The 15897-nt window shown below is 55.9% G+C and carries 15 protein-coding genes, 1 tRNA gene and 1 pseudogene; 5 read left to right on the top strand and 12 right to left on the bottom strand.

What is annotated here, in order from left to right; translation table 11 throughout:
* Positions 1-41 precede the first annotated feature (41 nt).
* The 3 genes from JMN36_RS05905 to mca all read right to left on the bottom strand — a co-directional run bounded on the left by JMN36_RS05905 (position 42) and on the right by mca (position 2771).
* A complete protein-coding gene (locus JMN36_RS05905) occupies positions 42-1154 on the bottom strand; it encodes a 3-deoxy-7-phosphoheptulonate synthase (protein WP_204088212.1) in 1113 nt (370 codons plus the stop codon).
* A gap of 28 nt (positions 1155-1182) precedes the next feature.
* Positions 1183-1617, bottom strand: coding sequence for a hypothetical protein (locus JMN36_RS05900; RefSeq protein WP_204088211.1), 435 nt, complete (start codon positions 1615-1617; stop codon positions 1183-1185).
* A gap of 215 nt (positions 1618-1832) precedes the next feature.
* Positions 1833-2771 (bottom strand): mycothiol conjugate amidase Mca, encoded by a 939-nt coding sequence (mca, locus tag JMN36_RS05895; RefSeq protein ID WP_204088210.1) that lies wholly within the window; start codon positions 2769-2771, stop codon positions 1833-1835.
* A 354-nt stretch (positions 2772-3125) separates the two neighbouring features.
* Here mca and JMN36_RS05890 point away from each other — a divergent pair, with 354 nt between their 5' ends.
* Positions 3126-3581, top strand: coding sequence for a DUF4307 domain-containing protein (locus JMN36_RS05890; protein WP_204088209.1), 456 nt, complete (start codon positions 3126-3128; stop codon positions 3579-3581).
* A 121-nt stretch (positions 3582-3702) separates the two neighbouring features.
* Entirely contained in the window at positions 3703-4209 is a 507-nt protein-coding gene (gene greA, locus JMN36_RS05885; RefSeq protein ID WP_012731220.1) for a transcription elongation factor GreA, read from the top strand.
* A gap of 217 nt (positions 4210-4426) precedes the next feature.
* On the opposite strand, the gene JMN36_RS05880 is transcribed toward greA, so the two are convergent.
* Positions 4427-5308 carry a Bax inhibitor-1/YccA family protein gene (locus tag JMN36_RS05880; RefSeq protein WP_221924014.1) on the bottom strand — a complete coding sequence of 294 codons (882 nt, stop codon included), beginning with the start codon at positions 5306-5308 and terminating at the stop codon, positions 4427-4429.
* 431 nt (positions 5309-5739) lie between these two features.
* Between JMN36_RS05880 and JMN36_RS05875 the strand changes: the two genes are divergently transcribed.
* The 3 genes from JMN36_RS05875 to JMN36_RS05865 all read left to right on the top strand — a co-directional run bounded on the left by JMN36_RS05875 (position 5740) and on the right by JMN36_RS05865 (position 8760).
* Positions 5740-6387, top strand: coding sequence for a hypothetical protein (locus JMN36_RS05875; protein ID WP_221924013.1), 648 nt, complete (start codon positions 5740-5742; stop codon positions 6385-6387).
* Positions 6388-6576: 189 nt separating this feature from the next.
* On the top strand, positions 6577-6969 hold the full coding sequence (locus JMN36_RS05870; RefSeq protein WP_052722353.1) for a hypothetical protein: 393 nt from the start codon (positions 6577-6579) through the stop codon (positions 6967-6969).
* 1308 nt (positions 6970-8277) lie between these two features.
* Positions 8278-8760 carry a hypothetical protein gene (locus JMN36_RS05865; protein ID WP_221924012.1) on the top strand — a complete coding sequence of 161 codons (483 nt, stop codon included), beginning with the start codon at positions 8278-8280 and terminating at the stop codon, positions 8758-8760.
* 372 nt (positions 8761-9132) lie between these two features.
* Here the strand turns inward: JMN36_RS05865 and JMN36_RS05860 are convergent, their stop codons facing one another.
* From JMN36_RS05860 to JMN36_RS05830, 8 genes and pseudogenes are all read right to left on the bottom strand, one after another.
* Positions 9133-9291, bottom strand: a complete 159-nt coding sequence (locus tag JMN36_RS05860; protein WP_301731837.1) for a PLDc N-terminal domain-containing protein — start codon at positions 9289-9291, stop codon at positions 9133-9135.
* Positions 9292-9702: 411 nt separating this feature from the next.
* A tRNA-Leu gene (locus tag JMN36_RS05855) sits at positions 9703-9776 on the bottom strand.
* Between the two features lie 90 nt (positions 9777-9866).
* Entirely contained in the window at positions 9867-10832 is a 966-nt protein-coding gene (locus JMN36_RS10735) for a Ppx/GppA phosphatase family protein (RefSeq protein ID WP_236881659.1), read from the bottom strand.
* Positions 10833-11042: 210 nt separating this feature from the next.
* Positions 11043-11405: pseudogene (locus tag JMN36_RS10730) on the bottom strand (DUF501 domain-containing protein); the annotation flags it as partial.
* A gap of 111 nt (positions 11406-11516) precedes the next feature.
* Complete coding sequence (locus tag JMN36_RS05845; protein ID WP_221924010.1) at positions 11517-12320, bottom strand: FtsB family cell division protein; 804 nt, start codon at positions 12318-12320, stop codon at positions 11517-11519.
* 11 nt (positions 12321-12331) lie between these two features.
* Positions 12332-13615 (bottom strand): phosphopyruvate hydratase, encoded by a 1284-nt coding sequence (gene eno, locus JMN36_RS05840; protein ID WP_012731209.1) that lies wholly within the window; start codon positions 13613-13615, stop codon positions 12332-12334.
* Positions 13616-13980: 365 nt separating this feature from the next.
* Positions 13981-14751, bottom strand: coding sequence for a lytic transglycosylase domain-containing protein (locus JMN36_RS05835; protein ID WP_221924009.1), 771 nt, complete (start codon positions 14749-14751; stop codon positions 13981-13983).
* Positions 14752-14790: 39 nt separating this feature from the next.
* Entirely contained in the window at positions 14791-15888 is a 1098-nt protein-coding gene (locus JMN36_RS05830) for a MazG nucleotide pyrophosphohydrolase domain-containing protein (protein WP_236881622.1), read from the bottom strand.
* Positions 15889-15897: the final 9 nt, after the last annotated feature.

The following is a 15897-nucleotide window of genomic DNA, read 5'->3' as shown; positions in this document are numbered from 1 at the left end:
CAGCGAGTGTTGGGCGGAATAGTCACGCTCATATGGTACGCCTATGCGCCGTGTCCCCTCGTGTGAACGGCACGGGCGAGTTCGTCGAGCGCGCTCACCGTGGCATCCCACCCCATGCAGGCGTCGGTTATCGATTGACCATATGTCAATGTCTCTTTGCCGTGCCGACGGATCATGTCCTCATCATGGGGCTGTTTACCTGGAACCAGGAAGGATTCCATCATCACACCGTTGATTCCCGGCTCACCCTCAGCGATCCGTTCAGCAATATCAGCGACGACGGCACGCTGGCGGATATGGTCTTTGCCAGAATTCCCGTGTGACGCGTCGATGGTCACCGCTGGGTGCAGACCGGCTGCCGTGAGCCGCTCAATGGCGGTGAGGACGCTCTCTGTTCCGTAATTCGGCCCGGATTCGCCGCCGCGGAGAATCACATGGCCGTCCGTATTTCCGGGAGAGCTCATCACTCCGACGTGGCCGTCGTCATCCGCCCCGACGAAACGATGGACCGCCGACGCTGCACGAATCGCATCAATGGCCTGCTGAATACTGCCATCAGTGGCGTTTTTGAATCCGATGGGCATGGGCAGCGATGACGCTAACTGCCGATGTACTTGGCTCTCGACGGTCCGCGCCCCGATGGCACCCCAGGAGACCGCGTCGTGGATGTAACTCGTTGCGAGCGGTTCCACAAACTCGGTGGCCGTCGGCAAGCCTAAAGAAAGAACGTCGCGGAATACTTCTCGCTCTAGAGCCAAACCCCGGGCGATATCCCCGCTTCCGTCGAGGTCGGGGTCGTTGACAAGCCCTTTCCATCCCACCGTTGTGCGAGGCTTTTCGCCATACACCCTCATAACGATGAAGAGGCGATCGGAATAACGCCGAGCCGGTTCAGCGAGCCGAGTGGCGTAGTCATATGCTGCATCACGGTCGTGAATAGAACACGGGCCGACGATAACGAGTAAGCGATGGTCCCGCCCATGAATGATGTTCGTGATAGTTCGCCGGCTCGACTCGACTAACCGACGGGCATCCGCGTCCAGCTCAATCTCGTGTCGGATTTCCCGAGGCGACGGTAAAGGGCGAACAGGTGAGACGTCGGTGGTCGCAGCATGATGCGATGCGACAGGCGAGGTTCCAGAAATAGGGCGCATAAGAAAAGTAAACGATCGTAGCTAGATTCTATTTATCCGTTGTGCCATCTGCTTTTTTCGACCGTGATTGTGTCGGCCGTGATTTATGCTTCAATCGAACTTCCGGAAAACGGGAATTCGCATTGACGTCTTGTATGCCCTTTTCAGCCATGCGACGATCGATTTCTTCGGCGTCAAAGACGTCGATGCCCTCTTTTTCAGCAAATGCGCGGCGACGGTTTAAATTTTTAATTCGCTTCGTCGCTGAACGGCCAAGAATAATAACGACGACTAAAAGCGCAATGAGTATAAGAAGACCCACCGGTGACGCTTTACCGAATTCAGGCCCCAGCGGACCGCCCTTCTCCTGCTGGGCGAGGATCCCTCCCGTAGTAACCGCCAGGTGAGTAGACATCGTAGAGAGTTTCGCCCCGCCGAGAGACACCAACTCTGCTGCTACGTCATATCCCATGATCACTGCCACTACTCCTGCTCCTTTTTCATGACCGTCCGACTAATTACGCGACGCTTCTGCCACAAACCGAAAGACGCGGTGGGTAAACGACACAGCGGATTAGCCTCGGGAATAGTGTACGTCGTTGCGCCCCACCTGTGACATCACCGTCGAAAAGCGATGTCATCGACGGTGGGCGCGCTATCGCGAGGCGGGCAAGCTATAGGGCACGCTACAACGACGGGCTAGTCGTCGTCACCCTGGGAATACTCTTGACGAGCAGCTTCGGACACCATCCCGGGAACATTCTCCGGCTGGTGATCAGGATCGATGCCAGCAAACAGATCGTTTTCCGGAAGCGACGTGTCAACGCGGCTGGCAGCCAACTCGAATTCCTCGGTCGGCCACACTCTTCTCTGGTCCTCGGGCGAAACCGCGAACCACCGGCTGTGCGGATCGATTTGCGTGGCATGAGCGCGGAGAGCGTCATCACGCTTGTGGAAGAAATCTGCCACATTCACCTGCGTGGTTACCCGCTCCATCAAATCCGGCCACTCATCGGCCTTGTCGACGCGGTCCTGGTACGGGCTAGGCAGTCCGCGATTAATAAAGTCGTTGTGAAGGGCGAGGAACCGGCTCTTCACGAATCCGTGGGTGTAGTACATTTTCGACACAACCCACGGCTCGCCTTTTTCTGGGTGGAAGCCCGGGTCCCCGGCGCGCAACCATGCGCGGACAGAGACCGCGTGGGTCTTGATGTGGTCGGGATGCGGGTATCCACCGTTCTCGTCGTACGTGATCATGACGTGCGGGCGGAATTCGCGAATGACCTCAACGACGTCTGCGGTGGCTTCCTCTGTATTAGCTAATGCGAATGAGCCCTCCGGCAGCGGTGGCAACGGGTCCCCTTCGGGTAGGCCGGAGTCGACATAACCTAACCAGCGCTGCTTAATTCCCAGAATTTCGGCAGCTTTGGCCATTTCTTTCTTACGCAATTCAATCATGTTCTCGCGGACCTCGGGGCGGTCCATGGCAGGGTTAAGGATCGAGCCACGCTCCCCACCCGTGCAGGTCAAGACCATAACTTCATTGCCTTCGTTGGCGTACCGGGCTAACGTCGCTGCGCCTTTACTAGATTCATCATCCGGGTGCGCGTGAATTGCTAAGAGTCGAAATCCGGTCATGACATATCCTCCGAGTTTGTTAATAAATTAATCGGCCATGATGAGCCGCTGGCGTACGAGCTTAACGCGCTCACACTATCGGGTATAACCAAGATATTTGGTACCAGCAAGAAATCCACATAAGGGTTGCAAACAACGTTGATATCCAAAGTTGATAACACGAAATGGTTGTCACCAGGACGGTGCGATCGCCCGCAACTACCCCATGGCCAAGCCGCAACAGCCATTTCTGTGACATATCACTTTTTACGTGGAATGTCCCCGGTTTTCAACTAGGTCCGGTTCCTGAGCGTCGCCAGGTTTCACATCCCCTGCGGCTCTATCATCGGTAACTCCTGTCGTACTATAGGAGACATGACCGACCAGGATTCCCAGTCGCCCACAAGCCAGACCATCGAAGAACAACGTTATGGCTCATCACGGTCGGCATCGATCTCCGGCAAAGTCATCATTATCGGCGTTGTCCTCGTGCTGGTCATCAGCGGTTTATACATGTGGAATCAGTGGCGCAACGAATCCTCTTCCGACGTCTCTATTTCGTCGGCAGGTTTTGACCGCCCCAACGATTCGCTCCTGAATTTTACTGTCGACGTCACACGTGACGACGCCTCCCGCGCAGCGTATTGCATCGTGACCGCGCTGGATTACGACAAAAACGAGGTCGGGCGTCGGGAATTTGTGATCCCGTCCGGTGGCGAGAAGACCGAGCGCTTCAAGGTGGCTATCCCCACGCGTGCTCGAGCGGTCGCCGGGAAAGAATATGGGTGCTCGACGGAGATTCCGGGCTATCTCGACAACTCGGATACATAAGCCGCCGTTGCTGGCTTTGAATCCACCATCTCAGTGGTACCATGCACTGCGTTATACGAATCGAAGCATTTTATCTTCATGGAATCTTCATAAACCGCAACGATTGAGAGGCTGAATAAACATGGCTGAGGATACAAACACCCGTTGGCTAACCCAAGAAGCCTACGACCGTCTAAAGAAGGAACTCGACGATCTTAAAGCTAACCGCCCCGTCATCGCTGCCGAGATCAACGAGCGCCGCGAAGAGGGAGACCTGAAAGAGAACGGCGGTTACCACGCAGCCCGCGAGCAGCAGGGCCAAGAGGAAGCCCGCATCGCTTACCTCGAAGAGCTACTCGATTCCGCAACGATCGGCGAAGCGCCCTCCCAGAGCGGTGTTGCCCTCGTCGGTTCCGTTGTCCACGTGTACTACGATGGCGACGAAGATGACACCGAAACCTTCCTCATCGGTACCCGCGGTGTTCACTCATCCAACACCGACCTGGAAACCTACTCCACCGATGCTCCGCTCGGCGCGGCTATCGTCGGAGCTAAAGAGGGAGAGACCCGCGAATACCAGACTCCCAATGGTTCGACGGTATCGGTCACGATCGTTAAGGCAGAGCCGTACGACGAGTCGAAGAAGTAATTCTTTACCGCGTCTTTAACAGCGACGCGAAAAGCCCTCCGTGAATGGTTACGGAGGGCTTTCTTATTGCTAGGGCAGCGTACGGATTCTCGACGTGTCTGCTTTCTCGAGATGCCTGGCGTCTCAATATCGCGATATCAAAAATGCCGGCCAACAAACGATGCTGGCCGGCTACTTCCTCACCACGGAGAACCGCGATGGCGTCAATGATCTTGCGCTAGTTCCTGTTCGCGTACGACAGCAGACGGAGGATTTCGGTGTAGAGCCAGACCAGCGTCACGGCCAACCCGAGAGCAACTCCCCACGCCATCTTCGACGGTGCACCTGCACGAACCAGTTGATCTGCGGTGTCAAAGTCCTGCAGGAAGCTCAGCGCAGCCAAGCCGATGCACAGAAGCGAGAAACCAATGGCTAGCGGGCCACCGTCGGTAAGAGGATTGTGACCGGTGAAGACCGCGAGAAGCATGTTGCCTAGTGCCAGAACGAGCACGCCGACGAGCGCGCCCAACATGATGCGGTTGAACTTCGGGGTGACGCGGATGGCGCCGGTCCGGTAAACGATCAGCATCCCGATAAACACGCCGATGGTGCCCAAAACTGCTTGACCGATGATGGTGCCGGCATTTGCGCCACTGACCATGACGTTCGCGAAAACGCTGGTCAGCCCACCAACGAAGAGGCCTTCGAAAGCGGCATAAAGAAGGGTAACGACGGGGGAGCCGAACTTTTTACCGAACGTCGACACCATGACCATGATGAGTCCGCCGATCGCGCCAACCATGGTCAGCAGGCTGGAGACCTGGGGGTTCGACAGGGACAGCATGTAGTTAATGACGGCGCCGACGATAATGACCCCGAGCGTAATGCTGGTCTTGACGATAACGTCGTCAATGGTCATTCCGCGCTCTGCAGTTGTGCCCTGGGCCTGCTGCTGCATGGTCTGTTGACCGAACTGCTGGGCACCAGCCATCGATGCACCCCGCTGGCCGAACTGCTGGGCGTCTTGGCCTTGGCCGAATACGTACTCGCCCTGACCGGAACGGGCTTCACGCTTCCGTTCCTCCGTCAGGGAGCTGAAGTATGGATTTGAACTACGCACGGGGGGTAAATCCTTTCATCGTGCACTTAACTCATTAAGCGTCATCGTGGTGACCACTATAGGTGATCACCATGTTTGCGTTAACTGTCTTCGTCACTACGCGGTATCTCAGAGCCGGGCTGAACTCAACTGATGAGGCTCGGCTGGCACCTGCGTTGTCGAAGACAGATACAACGGCTCGTCGTTAAGAGTAACGGACAAAGTAGAAGGTTTGTTCCCGCCCCCTCCACATGACAGGAAGTCTCGACCCGCTTAAACGAAGAAATCGATGTGACACCCATAACGGATCACAGCGAGAAAACGATGTATCGTACAGTGCTTTAGCCGTCGCACATCCGCTTACACAGCAAGCGATAACAAACGGTGGCATTTACAATACATCCGACGACAATTACGAAACCACACCAACAATTTAAGGAAACGAAAACACTATGCGCTTTTCCCGCTCCACCGTCGCACTCAGTTCCGCTGTCGTTGCCACGACGCTAGCTCTGACTGGCTGCTCTCACGACAACTCATCGTCGTCAACATCAACATCGCTCGTGACGTCGTCAGTGACGACGTCACCGTCGTCGTCCTCACCTTCTCCGTCACCATCCTCTGAGTCTCCCTCCTCTGAAGAGCCGAAGAGCACGGACAATCCCGACGATAAAGACAAGGCTGCCAAAGAGAACGATCGCAAAGACGACAACAAAGACAAGAAGGACAATAAAGACGGGGATAAGGATAAGGACAAAGAGAACAAGAAGCAGGCAGATAACAAGCCGAACAACAACAAACCGGCCGACAACAAGCCAAAAGACAATCCCGCCCCACCTACTGCACCAGTCCCGGCGCCTAATAACGACGGTGGCAACCAGCAAACTGAGGCGCAAAACCAGCAGCCTAGCAAAGAAGAAACACAGCCCAGCGAGACTTACCAGTTGCAACCGTGGGAAAACTTCACCGTAAAGCACCCGGTCGTGGAAAACTCACCGTGTGGTCCGGAACTTGATCGCGGTGCCACCGGACAAACAGAGCAAGGAAAGCCACTGCGGTGCTCAGACAGCACGAACCCCAAGTGGGTTCCCTGGCGATAACACCATCCGGGAGAACTGACCGGTAAAACGTCTGTAAAAACGTGAATCAGCCGGTATAAATTATCGCTCAGGGGGTGGTGTCCGACATGGGGTTAATATATGATATACATGTCGCCATCGAAATCGTTGAACCTGTATCAGCCGGGAAAACGTGCGGTGGCGTGCCCATCTCTCTGAAAGGACACCGTAATGAAGAATACAAAAGCTATCCTCGGAAGTCTGGCGCTCGCAGGTGCACTCACCGTCGGAGCCCCGGCTGCACAGGCGGCAGAAGCTCCCTCAACCCCCGCCGCAACTGCAACGGCCCAGGATGAATCCGCAGCCTCCGCCACGGATCAGCAAAAGGAATCCGCGACGGATGGCTCTGACAAGGATAGCGCTGAGCACAAGGCTTACGTTGCCAAGTGCACGCTCAGCACACTCGGTGGAGCGCTTACCGGCATCTTGACCGGCGCTACTGCTGGCACCATCTTCGGCCCCGGCGTCGGCAACATTGTTGGAGCAGTGATCGGTGGCCTCGGTGGAGGCATCACCGGTGGTCTAACAGGCTGCCTGCCCGCTGAGAACAGCGCAGCCAAGTAATATCTAGGTCCCGGCCAAATAAGACCGATTCCATACCGCCCCGATGTGGGCGGTTTTTTATTTTTGAAGACGTTTTCTTATCTTCGTTTTTGTGGCGTTAGAAAGGTACACACTTCTGGAGACAGGGATAAACAGCATTCCAACTACGATCCATTTGGTTAGCGGGTATCCATCTTTAATACACCCATCACCCAGGGAATGATGTATCAACTCTTTTTGCCAATACTCAGCCTTTGTGACTGGCGATTTCTGTTAGGAGCGGGGTTCGTCGCGATTCAACATTGCCGGTCCGAAGGTAGCTTCAGCCCCGCCGAAAATCGATACGCGCCACCTTGCATTACCGTCCGAAAATATGAGCCCGAGTTCGTTTGCCAACGGCCTATTAGCCACCGCAAGACACGCCGGGCCATGAACGGGGGGAAGAATTGCCGGACAGCCATACCCCCATTCGGCGGCCGAAATATTCCCTATACCCCAGTACTGTCGCCTCGAACACGAGCTAGCCTGCGCATTCACATCTAAAACAGTACAAGTGAAGCGCTGATACGACGGAAAAGACGTAAAGCTGACATTTTCCCAGCTAACGCCGTGACTTTCCCGGGCGAATATAGAGTTGCCAGGCTGATCCACTGCCCCCAACCCCTGGCATATAGCTGAAGAACTCGGTGAGTTTATCAACCTAATTCAGGTGTGGACAACGCAAAAAGGAACACCTAATCATGCACAAACAACGTCAAGGCATCGCCCTCGCCTTGCTGCTCACAGTGCTACCGCTTTCGGCTTGTACCGACAACGCCGGAAACGGCACAAAGTCATCTTCCGTAGCGACAGCGATATTAACCAGCACGACATCCTCCTCGTCCAGCAGCGCACCATCCCAACCAACACAACCCGAAACTACTGCTGCTAATCCGTCGGCTGAACCAACAGAGCAACCTGCCGTCGCACAAACTCAACCTCAATCTGATGGCGTCATTGGCTACACCGGGGCACCAGGGTTTGATCACCCACATCTTCTCAACAAGACAATTAGCAGCTGCGGAAATCCCCAACTACACGAAACCGGAACCACATTTTTCACCGACGGGACCTCAGGGTTGACGCAGCACTGTGCCACCCAAATGACATCTCGATCAAATCAATACCAGGTAACCCAACAAAGAATGGAAACCCCATCGACTCCAACCTCTAACCCCGATAGCGGCGACGGTTACGGACCCAATCAAACGCTTCCGCCATTGTGCGAGCGAATTCCCGACGCCGAACAGTGCCAATAACTTCTAAAAATCCTCAGAAAGGACCATCCCAATGACCGCTCCCAATTCCAACGAGAACAACCAAAACCCCCGAGTCGTCTATGTCAAAGAACCCAAGAAACCCTGGTACAAGCGGATCGGATGCATGGTTTCACTGGCAATCCTCGCAATTATTGTCATCATCATCCTGGCAATCAGCTTCGCTACTAAACAAGTACAAGACGACGCAGACACCGAACACGCCATCACGTACTCCATCACCGGAGATGCAACTGACGCCATCGCCACCTACAGCACCAGTGACACAGAACAAGCCCAAGACACCGGCATTGCTGCTGGATGGAGTAAAGACGTCAATGTCAAAGGCTATTTCGGCGCCACACTCACCGCGACGAATGGCGCTCAAAGCGATGGAACCATCACGTGCACTATCTCAGTGAAAGGCAAACAACTTGCCACGAATACAGCAACCGGTGCCGCTGCCACAGCGTCATGCAACGTATCCAGCCAAGACATAAAAGACGCCGATAAATAGGCTCATTTAATACGGTTTAATCCCACCCGGTCGATGGCGCTCTCAATGACGGGTGTGGGTTTACCCGCCGAATACCAGGGTGATAATTGGGCAACGGATACGCGCTAATCAATTCTAGGATGATCTCACCTCGGCGGGCCTGACCATCATTTTCCTATTTCAGATGCCGTCACAATGTAGTCACGACGGTTGCGCCCCCGTCCTCTTCTGAACTACGCAAACAGTAAAGAGGGTTTTGTGCCCCCAATGGGATTCGAATCCACGCGTTCAACCACCTTGCCCATTACAAGCAACCGGGTCCCGAGCCCCAGACCATGTCCTTTATCCGGAATCAACATAGAAAACGGGCGGAATAGCACTCGTACCGAGGTGCTAATTCTTCACGATCGATTCCACGTTCCGTCCCCATATGAACCACACAATCGGTCCCAGGATGGGGAAGCAGAATGTAACAACAATCCAGATTATTTTTCCGAAAACGGTATAGCGGCTCGATGACACGATTGAAACCAGAGCGCCAACAAAAATCACGAGCGGGATCGCAATGAGCGCTACCACCCCGATTAACAGCACCGCTGATCCCCAGTCGTCATTAGCGGCGGCCACGGCGGCTAAATAAAATCCGAAAATAATTAAGCCCCTTTTCCTAAGACACCCAAATCACTCGACCATAGCTAACCTAAACGGTCGGGTCCCAGACTATCCGAGGTTACGGAGCGACGACAGTGGGATGAGGATTATATGTCTAGTTCTTGCGCTTAACTAGATTGAGGCATTCTTCTGACCTAATGGAACCCGAGACACGCCTACTGACCTTCCCCCTGGTCAGGCTATGGCCGACCTATTTCAGATGTAGTCAAAATGTAGTCACGTCGACCAAAAAGCGTGATTCGACAAACAAAAACCACCCTCTGAACTGCGTATACAGCAAAGAGGGTGGTGTGCCCCCAGTGGGACTCGAACCCACACTGAATGGATTTTAAGTCCACTGCCTCTGCCAATTGGGCTATAGGGGCACTGCCATTGACAGCACACCGAACCACGCCGGTGAGCACAACAGCGAGCCTCATCTTACCGCGTTACCCCACAGACACAGAATCCCGTGGTCACGCCTCAAAAGACGCTCGTTGCCTGGCTAATCCTGCAATAATCCCGTCCAAAATATCCTTCTCACTCACGGTGATCTGTTCGATGCCAGCCTTAGCGCGGAAGAACTCCACGATCGCGTCAATAATTAGCGTTCCCCCACCGATAACATCGGCACGACCAGGCAAAATCTGAGGTCGGGCCTTCCTCTGCTCCACGGTTTCCACACGAACCTTCGCCGTCGTCGCGAGAATATCGTCCGCGTCAAGCGTCGAAAGGTGAATCTTTTCTGGCAAGTATTCAGGCAAGTCCTGAACCACTGCCGAGACCGTTGTAAAGGTACCCGCACAACCAACAACTGTCGCGACCTCAGCAAGAGGCAACTTTTCCGCAGCCTCACGCAGGTTCTTATCGACGACCTCCCGCGCTGCCGCGCACTCCGCCTCCGTCGGAGGATCCGTGTGCAAGAAACGCTCCGACAACCGGACGCTGCCCATCTGGGTCGACACGGCCCCCACAACGTCCCCGGCCTTGTCCCCCACGACGAACTCAGTTGAACCACCACCGACGTCAATAACAACGACGGGCCCCTCGGCCTCCACATCCATTGTCGCGCCGAGATAAGACAGTCGCGCTTCTTCCGTCCCCTCGATGACTTCCGCAACCGCCCCAGGCACAACGCGACCGAGCTCGGCCTTCGTCATAGCGAAGAAATCATCCCGGTTCGACGCATCCCGCGTTGCCGACGTCGCGACCATACGGACGGCGCTCACACCATGATCAAGCATCATGTCAACGTATCCGTGCAGCGCAACCCGCGTCCGCTCGATCGCAGCTGGTGACAACTGCCCAGAACTATCAACGCCCTCACCAAGACGAACAATCGTATTCTTCCGGGTAACCTCGCGCACAGCATTCCCAGACCGTGCATCGACGTCGGTAATGAGAAGGCGGATGGAATTGGTACCACAATCCACGGCGGCCAAAGAGAGCGTGCTGGGGGCCTCGTTCAGAGCGTTGTTCGATTCCGCAGAATGAGCCTCGAGAGTCGAATCGGTAGCCGTGGCCAGGCTAATCCCCAGTTCCTCAACCGTCGGCCATTGATCCGGAAGAACAGTTCCGCGCAGCTCAGGGTTGTGGGCCAGCGCCAAAGCGACGGTCTCAGTTCCCAGGCGAACGGTATCCGGCCCCTCCGCTAGAGCGTAAGCCATGAGAACGTGTAGGCACTTCACCCGATCGGGCATACCGCCGCCGGAAAAAGAGGTTCCCAAATCCTCAATGCTGTTGCGGACACTCAGGTAGTGTTCGTGCGCGGCCTGGTAATCGGCAGCCAGCGCTTCATCGGTTTCCAGCCGTTCAGTCATCCATTTCATGACTCCGGCGACTTCGAGTCGCGACGCCTCTGCCGTCAGACGCGGGTCGGTCAGGTAATACAGGGTCGGAAAAGGGGTACCATCGTCGAGCCGGGGGGCCGTCGTCACCACAGCCGGCTGACCATCTGGAGTGTGATACGCCACCTCGAGGGCACCGCGCGGACGCCGCCCTAGTTGGTCGGTCATGATGGCCATATCTTCGTCGGACACTCCGGAGAAACTCGTCATGTCCACTTATTTTAATTCTCCCCCAGGCCGGACCTAATCCCCAGGCCGAAACGAATTCCTCGGCCGGACCTAATTGCCGGGCTGAACCTGATTCCCGTTCGCCGGTGCCGGCGCTTGACGGTTCGGATCCGGATCATTCACCGTCGGCACGCCCAATGATGGTGCTTCATCCTCGTGCTGCTCTTTATCCGACGGCTTTTCGCGGACCGAGCTCCACAACTGCGTGTACCAGGGATCCTGCTGTTCGTCTTTCTTCGAATCCGATTCCTCCGGGGTGCCCGTCGTAATCGAAGGATCAATAATCCGCCAGGAGGTCTCCCCCCGCTCGACCATGCCTAGTCGCAGCCGAGCCTGCTCTTTGACGAAATCGTCGTCGTTATACAAATCCAGCTGTTTTTGCAGCTCAGCCTTCTCTTCTTCCTGGTGAGCTATATCAATATGAAGTTGTTGCAACTCACTACGTTGCTGAAAGTATGACTTCAGTGGCGGGGCAATAGTCATCGTCATCGCCACCACAAGACAGGCCAAAATAATCAGCCGCACCGCGGACTGTTGACTCGGAACAGTCAACACCCACTGTTTACGGCTCCCGCCGAAGCGGAATTCCCGCAATCGGCGTTGCGCACGACGCCGACGCGACTGGCGCATCGGCTTAGGCAACGTGCCCTTACGTTCCGACGCGGTATCCGACTCAACACCAGCGTCGAAATCGGACACAGTGACACCCTCATCAGGTTTGCCGGCCTGCTGGCCATTCATGCGATGGTCGGCAGCCGTTGACGCAGCAGTAGCGCTATCGACGTGATCGCGCTCTCCCCCTGCTGCGAGAGAATCCGATCCTGCCGGCGATCCTGATTCAGGTGAACGTGCCATAGGCTGTGATCTTAGCCGTTAAAGCGCGGGAAAGCTGAGCGCCCAGCGTAAACGGCAGCGTCGCCCAAGAATTCCTCGATACGCAGCAACTGGTTGTACTTCGCAACACGCTCAGAGCGAGCCGGAGCACCGCTCTTAATCTGGCCACAGCTGTAAGCAACCGAGAGGTCAGCGATGGTCGTGTCCTCGGTCTCACCGGAACGGTGGGACATCATGCAGCGGTAGTTGTTGTTCTGAGCCAGCTGCACAGCGTCGGCAGTCTCAGAGAGGGAACCGATCTGGTTAACCTTAACCAGCAGGGCGTTCGCAGCCTTCTTCTCGATGCCTTCCTTCAGGCGTGCCGGGTTGGTGACGAAGAAGTCGTCGCCGACGATCTGGACCTTGTCGCCGATCTCAGCGGTGAGCTTGGTGTAGCCCTCCCAGTCGTCTTCCTGCAGCGGGTCCTCGATGGACACGATCGGGTAGTTCTCGACGAGCTCCTCGTAGACCTTGACCATGTCCTCGGCGCTGTGCTCGCCGCCCTCGAAGTTGTAGACGCCCTTGTCCTTGTCGTAGAACTCAGAAGATGCAGCGTCCAGAGCGAAAGCGATGTCCTCGCCGAGCTTGTAGCCGGCCTTCTTCACAGCCTCAGCAATGAGGTCCAGAGCTTCCTTGGTGGAATCAACCGACGGAGCGAAGCCACCCTCGTCGCCAAGACCCGTGGACAGGCCCTTGGACTTAATGACGGACTTCAAGTTGTGGTAAACCTCCGCACCCATGCGGAGAGCCTCACGGAAGGAATCTGCACCAATCGGAGCAATCATGAATTCCTGAACATCGACGCCGGAGTCCGCGTGGGCACCACCGTTGACGATGTTCATCATCGGTACGGGGAGTACGTGAGCGTTTGGGCCGCCAAGGTAGCGGAACAGCTCAAGGTTGGCGGAGCTGGCAGCGGCCTTCGCCGTTGCCAAGGAGACACCGAGGATCGCGTTCGCGCCCAGGTTGGACTTGTTGTCCGACCCGTCAAGATCCAACATCACCTTGTCGACGAGGCGCTGGTCGTCAGCTTCAAGACCGGTCACTGCCGGAGCGATCTTTTCATTGACGTTCTCGACGGCCTGACGAACGCCCTTGCCCAGGTAGCGGTCGCCACCATCGCGGAGTTCGTGAGCCTCGTGAACACCGGTGGAAGCACCGGACGGAACGCCTGCACGGCCGAACGAAGCGTCGTCAAGAAGAACCTCAACCTCAACGGTCGGGTTGCCGCGTGAGTCTAGAATCTCGCGAGCTTGAACATCGATAATCTGAGCCACAATGGCCTCCTGTTTATTCGACTACAACCTATCTAATCAGGGCCCCGCGCAATCAACTGACGCCACCGGTAACGCTGTGACTAGCACAGCACATGGTGGCGAGGACGCAGCGCGACCTACGCCTTCTATTGTGGCACGATCCCGAAATAATGGCATCCATGATGAAGCTCACTCCATTATGACGGTTACCCTACAAACCGGGCACAAAACAACAATTATCCTGCATAAATGGATATTTATAAACGTAAACGGACATTTTGGTGGGCTGGACTGTGTCCAAGAACACGCCCGTAAACGGCTCTCAGGGTCGCACGAACAATGTATTCGACGTAGCGCGACCACCACGATCTGCGTAGCGCCAGGCCTTATGCCGGCTTCTGCTGGAGCGAATAATTGGCAGCAGCTCGCCGCACATCCTCCACATACTGCGCCGAATTATTGTACGAGCGCACAGCCGATTTCCAGCCGTCCGCCGTCGATAAGTCACGATCAAAATCGCACAAAAGATTCACTGCCGCGACTGCAGCATCATCAATATTGTCGGGATCCGCTTTCCCATCCGCATTGGCATCAACCCCATACTTCTCCCACGACTGCGGAATGAACTGCAAGGGGCCCATCGCCCGGTCCTTTTCTTTATCGCCGTCCAGTTCGCCATTGTCGGTATCGGGCAGGTTCTCCAACCCGGGAGAACCGTCCAGCTGAACGCCACGGATATGCGGCTTCACATCGCCATTGGAATCAATCGACACCGAATCAAAATGATGTCCGTTATAGGTGCCGTGGCGAGTTTCTACCCATCCCAAACCCGCGAGGGTCGTCCAATCCAGATGACACCCCGGTTTCGAATGACGGGCCACCACATTCGCATTCGCATAAGCGCTCAAGGCTTCAACAGAAATGCCGGTTTTCTTCGATATCGGCTCCGCCCAGGTCCGAAACTCTTCCGACGTGCGCGTGTGTTTGGACGTATCGACTGCCGGAGCCGCAACTCCATTCGGCGGCGGAACGTCCGACGGAATCGGCTTCCGCATCGACGAACTATCGGTATGGACGTGGGATACCAACCAACCAATAGCGACGATGACCAGCGCCAACACCGCGAAAACAGCAATGAGGGTACGTGCAGATTTCATAACCCAGAACACAGACTCCGATTCGGTGAGATGACGGCGTTACAACGACGAACCGGGGTCCCCGTGAGAAGCCGGAGCCGACCACGATTCGTTGGCAGCCGACTGCTCACGTCGTTTCCCTTCCTCCCACAAACGATTCTGCTCATCCAGGCCAACTGGACGCTCGGTCTCCTCGAACAGATAGGGAGCGCGCGTCCACATCTTATGAACAAACGACGCCGCGACGTGCCCAATATCGAAAGCGCCGCGTCGGTTAGCTATCTCCGCATGGAACAGAACCTGCAAGAAAATATCCGACAGCTCATCGCACAGCCGCTTTTCCGACGCCAGATCCCCGGCCTGCCACGTATCGATGGACTGAGCTAACTCCTCAACTTCCTCACGCAGATAGGCAAGCAGAGACTGGTGGCTTTGGCTCTGCTCCCACTCCCCTTGGCGCAACGCACGCGACATCACCGCAATGGCCTCTTCGATCTCATTGAGAACAGCCTCGGGGATCTCGCTCTGGCTCGGACTGGAAGCGCCACCCGATTCGGTGGTTTCGTCGACGCCACCAGTGTTTTCGTCGTCAGCGTTTTCGGTATCGGCACTATCACCAACGACAGCGGTCCCGTGAATCACGCCAGCGCCGGCACTCCCTGCGCCATCCTGGACTCCCCCATTGCGCTGCTCAGAGGGGTAATTGGACTCCCCAGCCGACGAATCCTCTGCATACGCTTCTTCCGACGCCTCCGCACCATCCGTCAACTGCGGAATTGCTTTCAACGCGAAGTCATAATCTGGATACTTCGGCGGATTCTCCGCATCCATCCCCTCAAGCTCGCCTGAAGCACCAGAGCTCAGCGCATTATTCTGCGAGCCCGACGCCAGAGCGCGGTCTGGCCGTCGTTGGAAATACAAGGAGGGCGCTACTAACAGCTGATCACCACTGTGGAGCCTCTCGCGCACCCATTCGTTATAGGGATCGGTGGTGATCAAAGTGTCGGTATCATCCACCACATGGCCGCCTAGATCGGCAATCACCCAACGGATGCGGACTGGGACTTCTTCGGTGTAGCACACGTCATTGCCCACCAGAGACACAGCGTCGACGGGCAGCATGCCGGGAAAACGGGGATCGAGGACAATGACAGACATGGCTATATA

Origin of the sequence: Corynebacterium pseudokroppenstedtii, assembly GCF_019754945.1 — a bacterium.
Classification (GTDB): domain Bacteria; phylum Actinomycetota; class Actinomycetes; order Mycobacteriales; family Mycobacteriaceae; genus Corynebacterium; species Corynebacterium pseudokroppenstedtii.
This window is presented reverse-complemented; position numbering and strand designations above follow the sequence as displayed.

What these genes read in the sequence shown, in the direction of transcription:
- JMN36_RS05905 (WP_204088212.1), bottom strand. Translation starts at nt 1,154, where the DNA reads ATGCGCCCTATTTCTGGAACCTCGCCTGTCGCATCGCATCATGCTGCG.
- mca (WP_204088210.1), bottom strand. Translation starts at nt 2,771, where the DNA reads ATGACCGGATTTCGACTCTTAGCAATTCACGCGCACCCGGATGATGAA.
- JMN36_RS05890 (WP_204088209.1), top strand. Translation starts at nt 3,126, where the DNA reads ATGACCGACCAGGATTCCCAGTCGCCCACAAGCCAGACCATCGAAGAA.
- greA (WP_012731220.1), top strand. Translation starts at nt 3,703, where the DNA reads ATGGCTGAGGATACAAACACCCGTTGGCTAACCCAAGAAGCCTACGAC.
- JMN36_RS05875 (WP_221924013.1), top strand. Translation starts at nt 5,740, where the DNA reads ATGCGCTTTTCCCGCTCCACCGTCGCACTCAGTTCCGCTGTCGTTGCC.
- JMN36_RS05870 (WP_052722353.1), top strand. Translation starts at nt 6,577, where the DNA reads ATGAAGAATACAAAAGCTATCCTCGGAAGTCTGGCGCTCGCAGGTGCA.
- JMN36_RS05865 (WP_221924012.1), top strand. Translation starts at nt 8,278, where the DNA reads ATGACCGCTCCCAATTCCAACGAGAACAACCAAAACCCCCGAGTCGTC.
- JMN36_RS05845 (WP_221924010.1), bottom strand. Translation starts at nt 12,320, where the DNA reads ATGGCACGTTCACCTGAATCAGGATCGCCGGCAGGATCGGATTCTCTC.
- JMN36_RS05835 (WP_221924009.1), bottom strand. Translation starts at nt 14,751, where the DNA reads ATGAAATCTGCACGTACCCTCATTGCTGTTTTCGCGGTGTTGGCGCTG.
- JMN36_RS05830 (WP_236881622.1), bottom strand. Translation starts at nt 15,888, where the DNA reads ATGTCTGTCATTGTCCTCGATCCCCGTTTTCCCGGCATGCTGCCCGTC.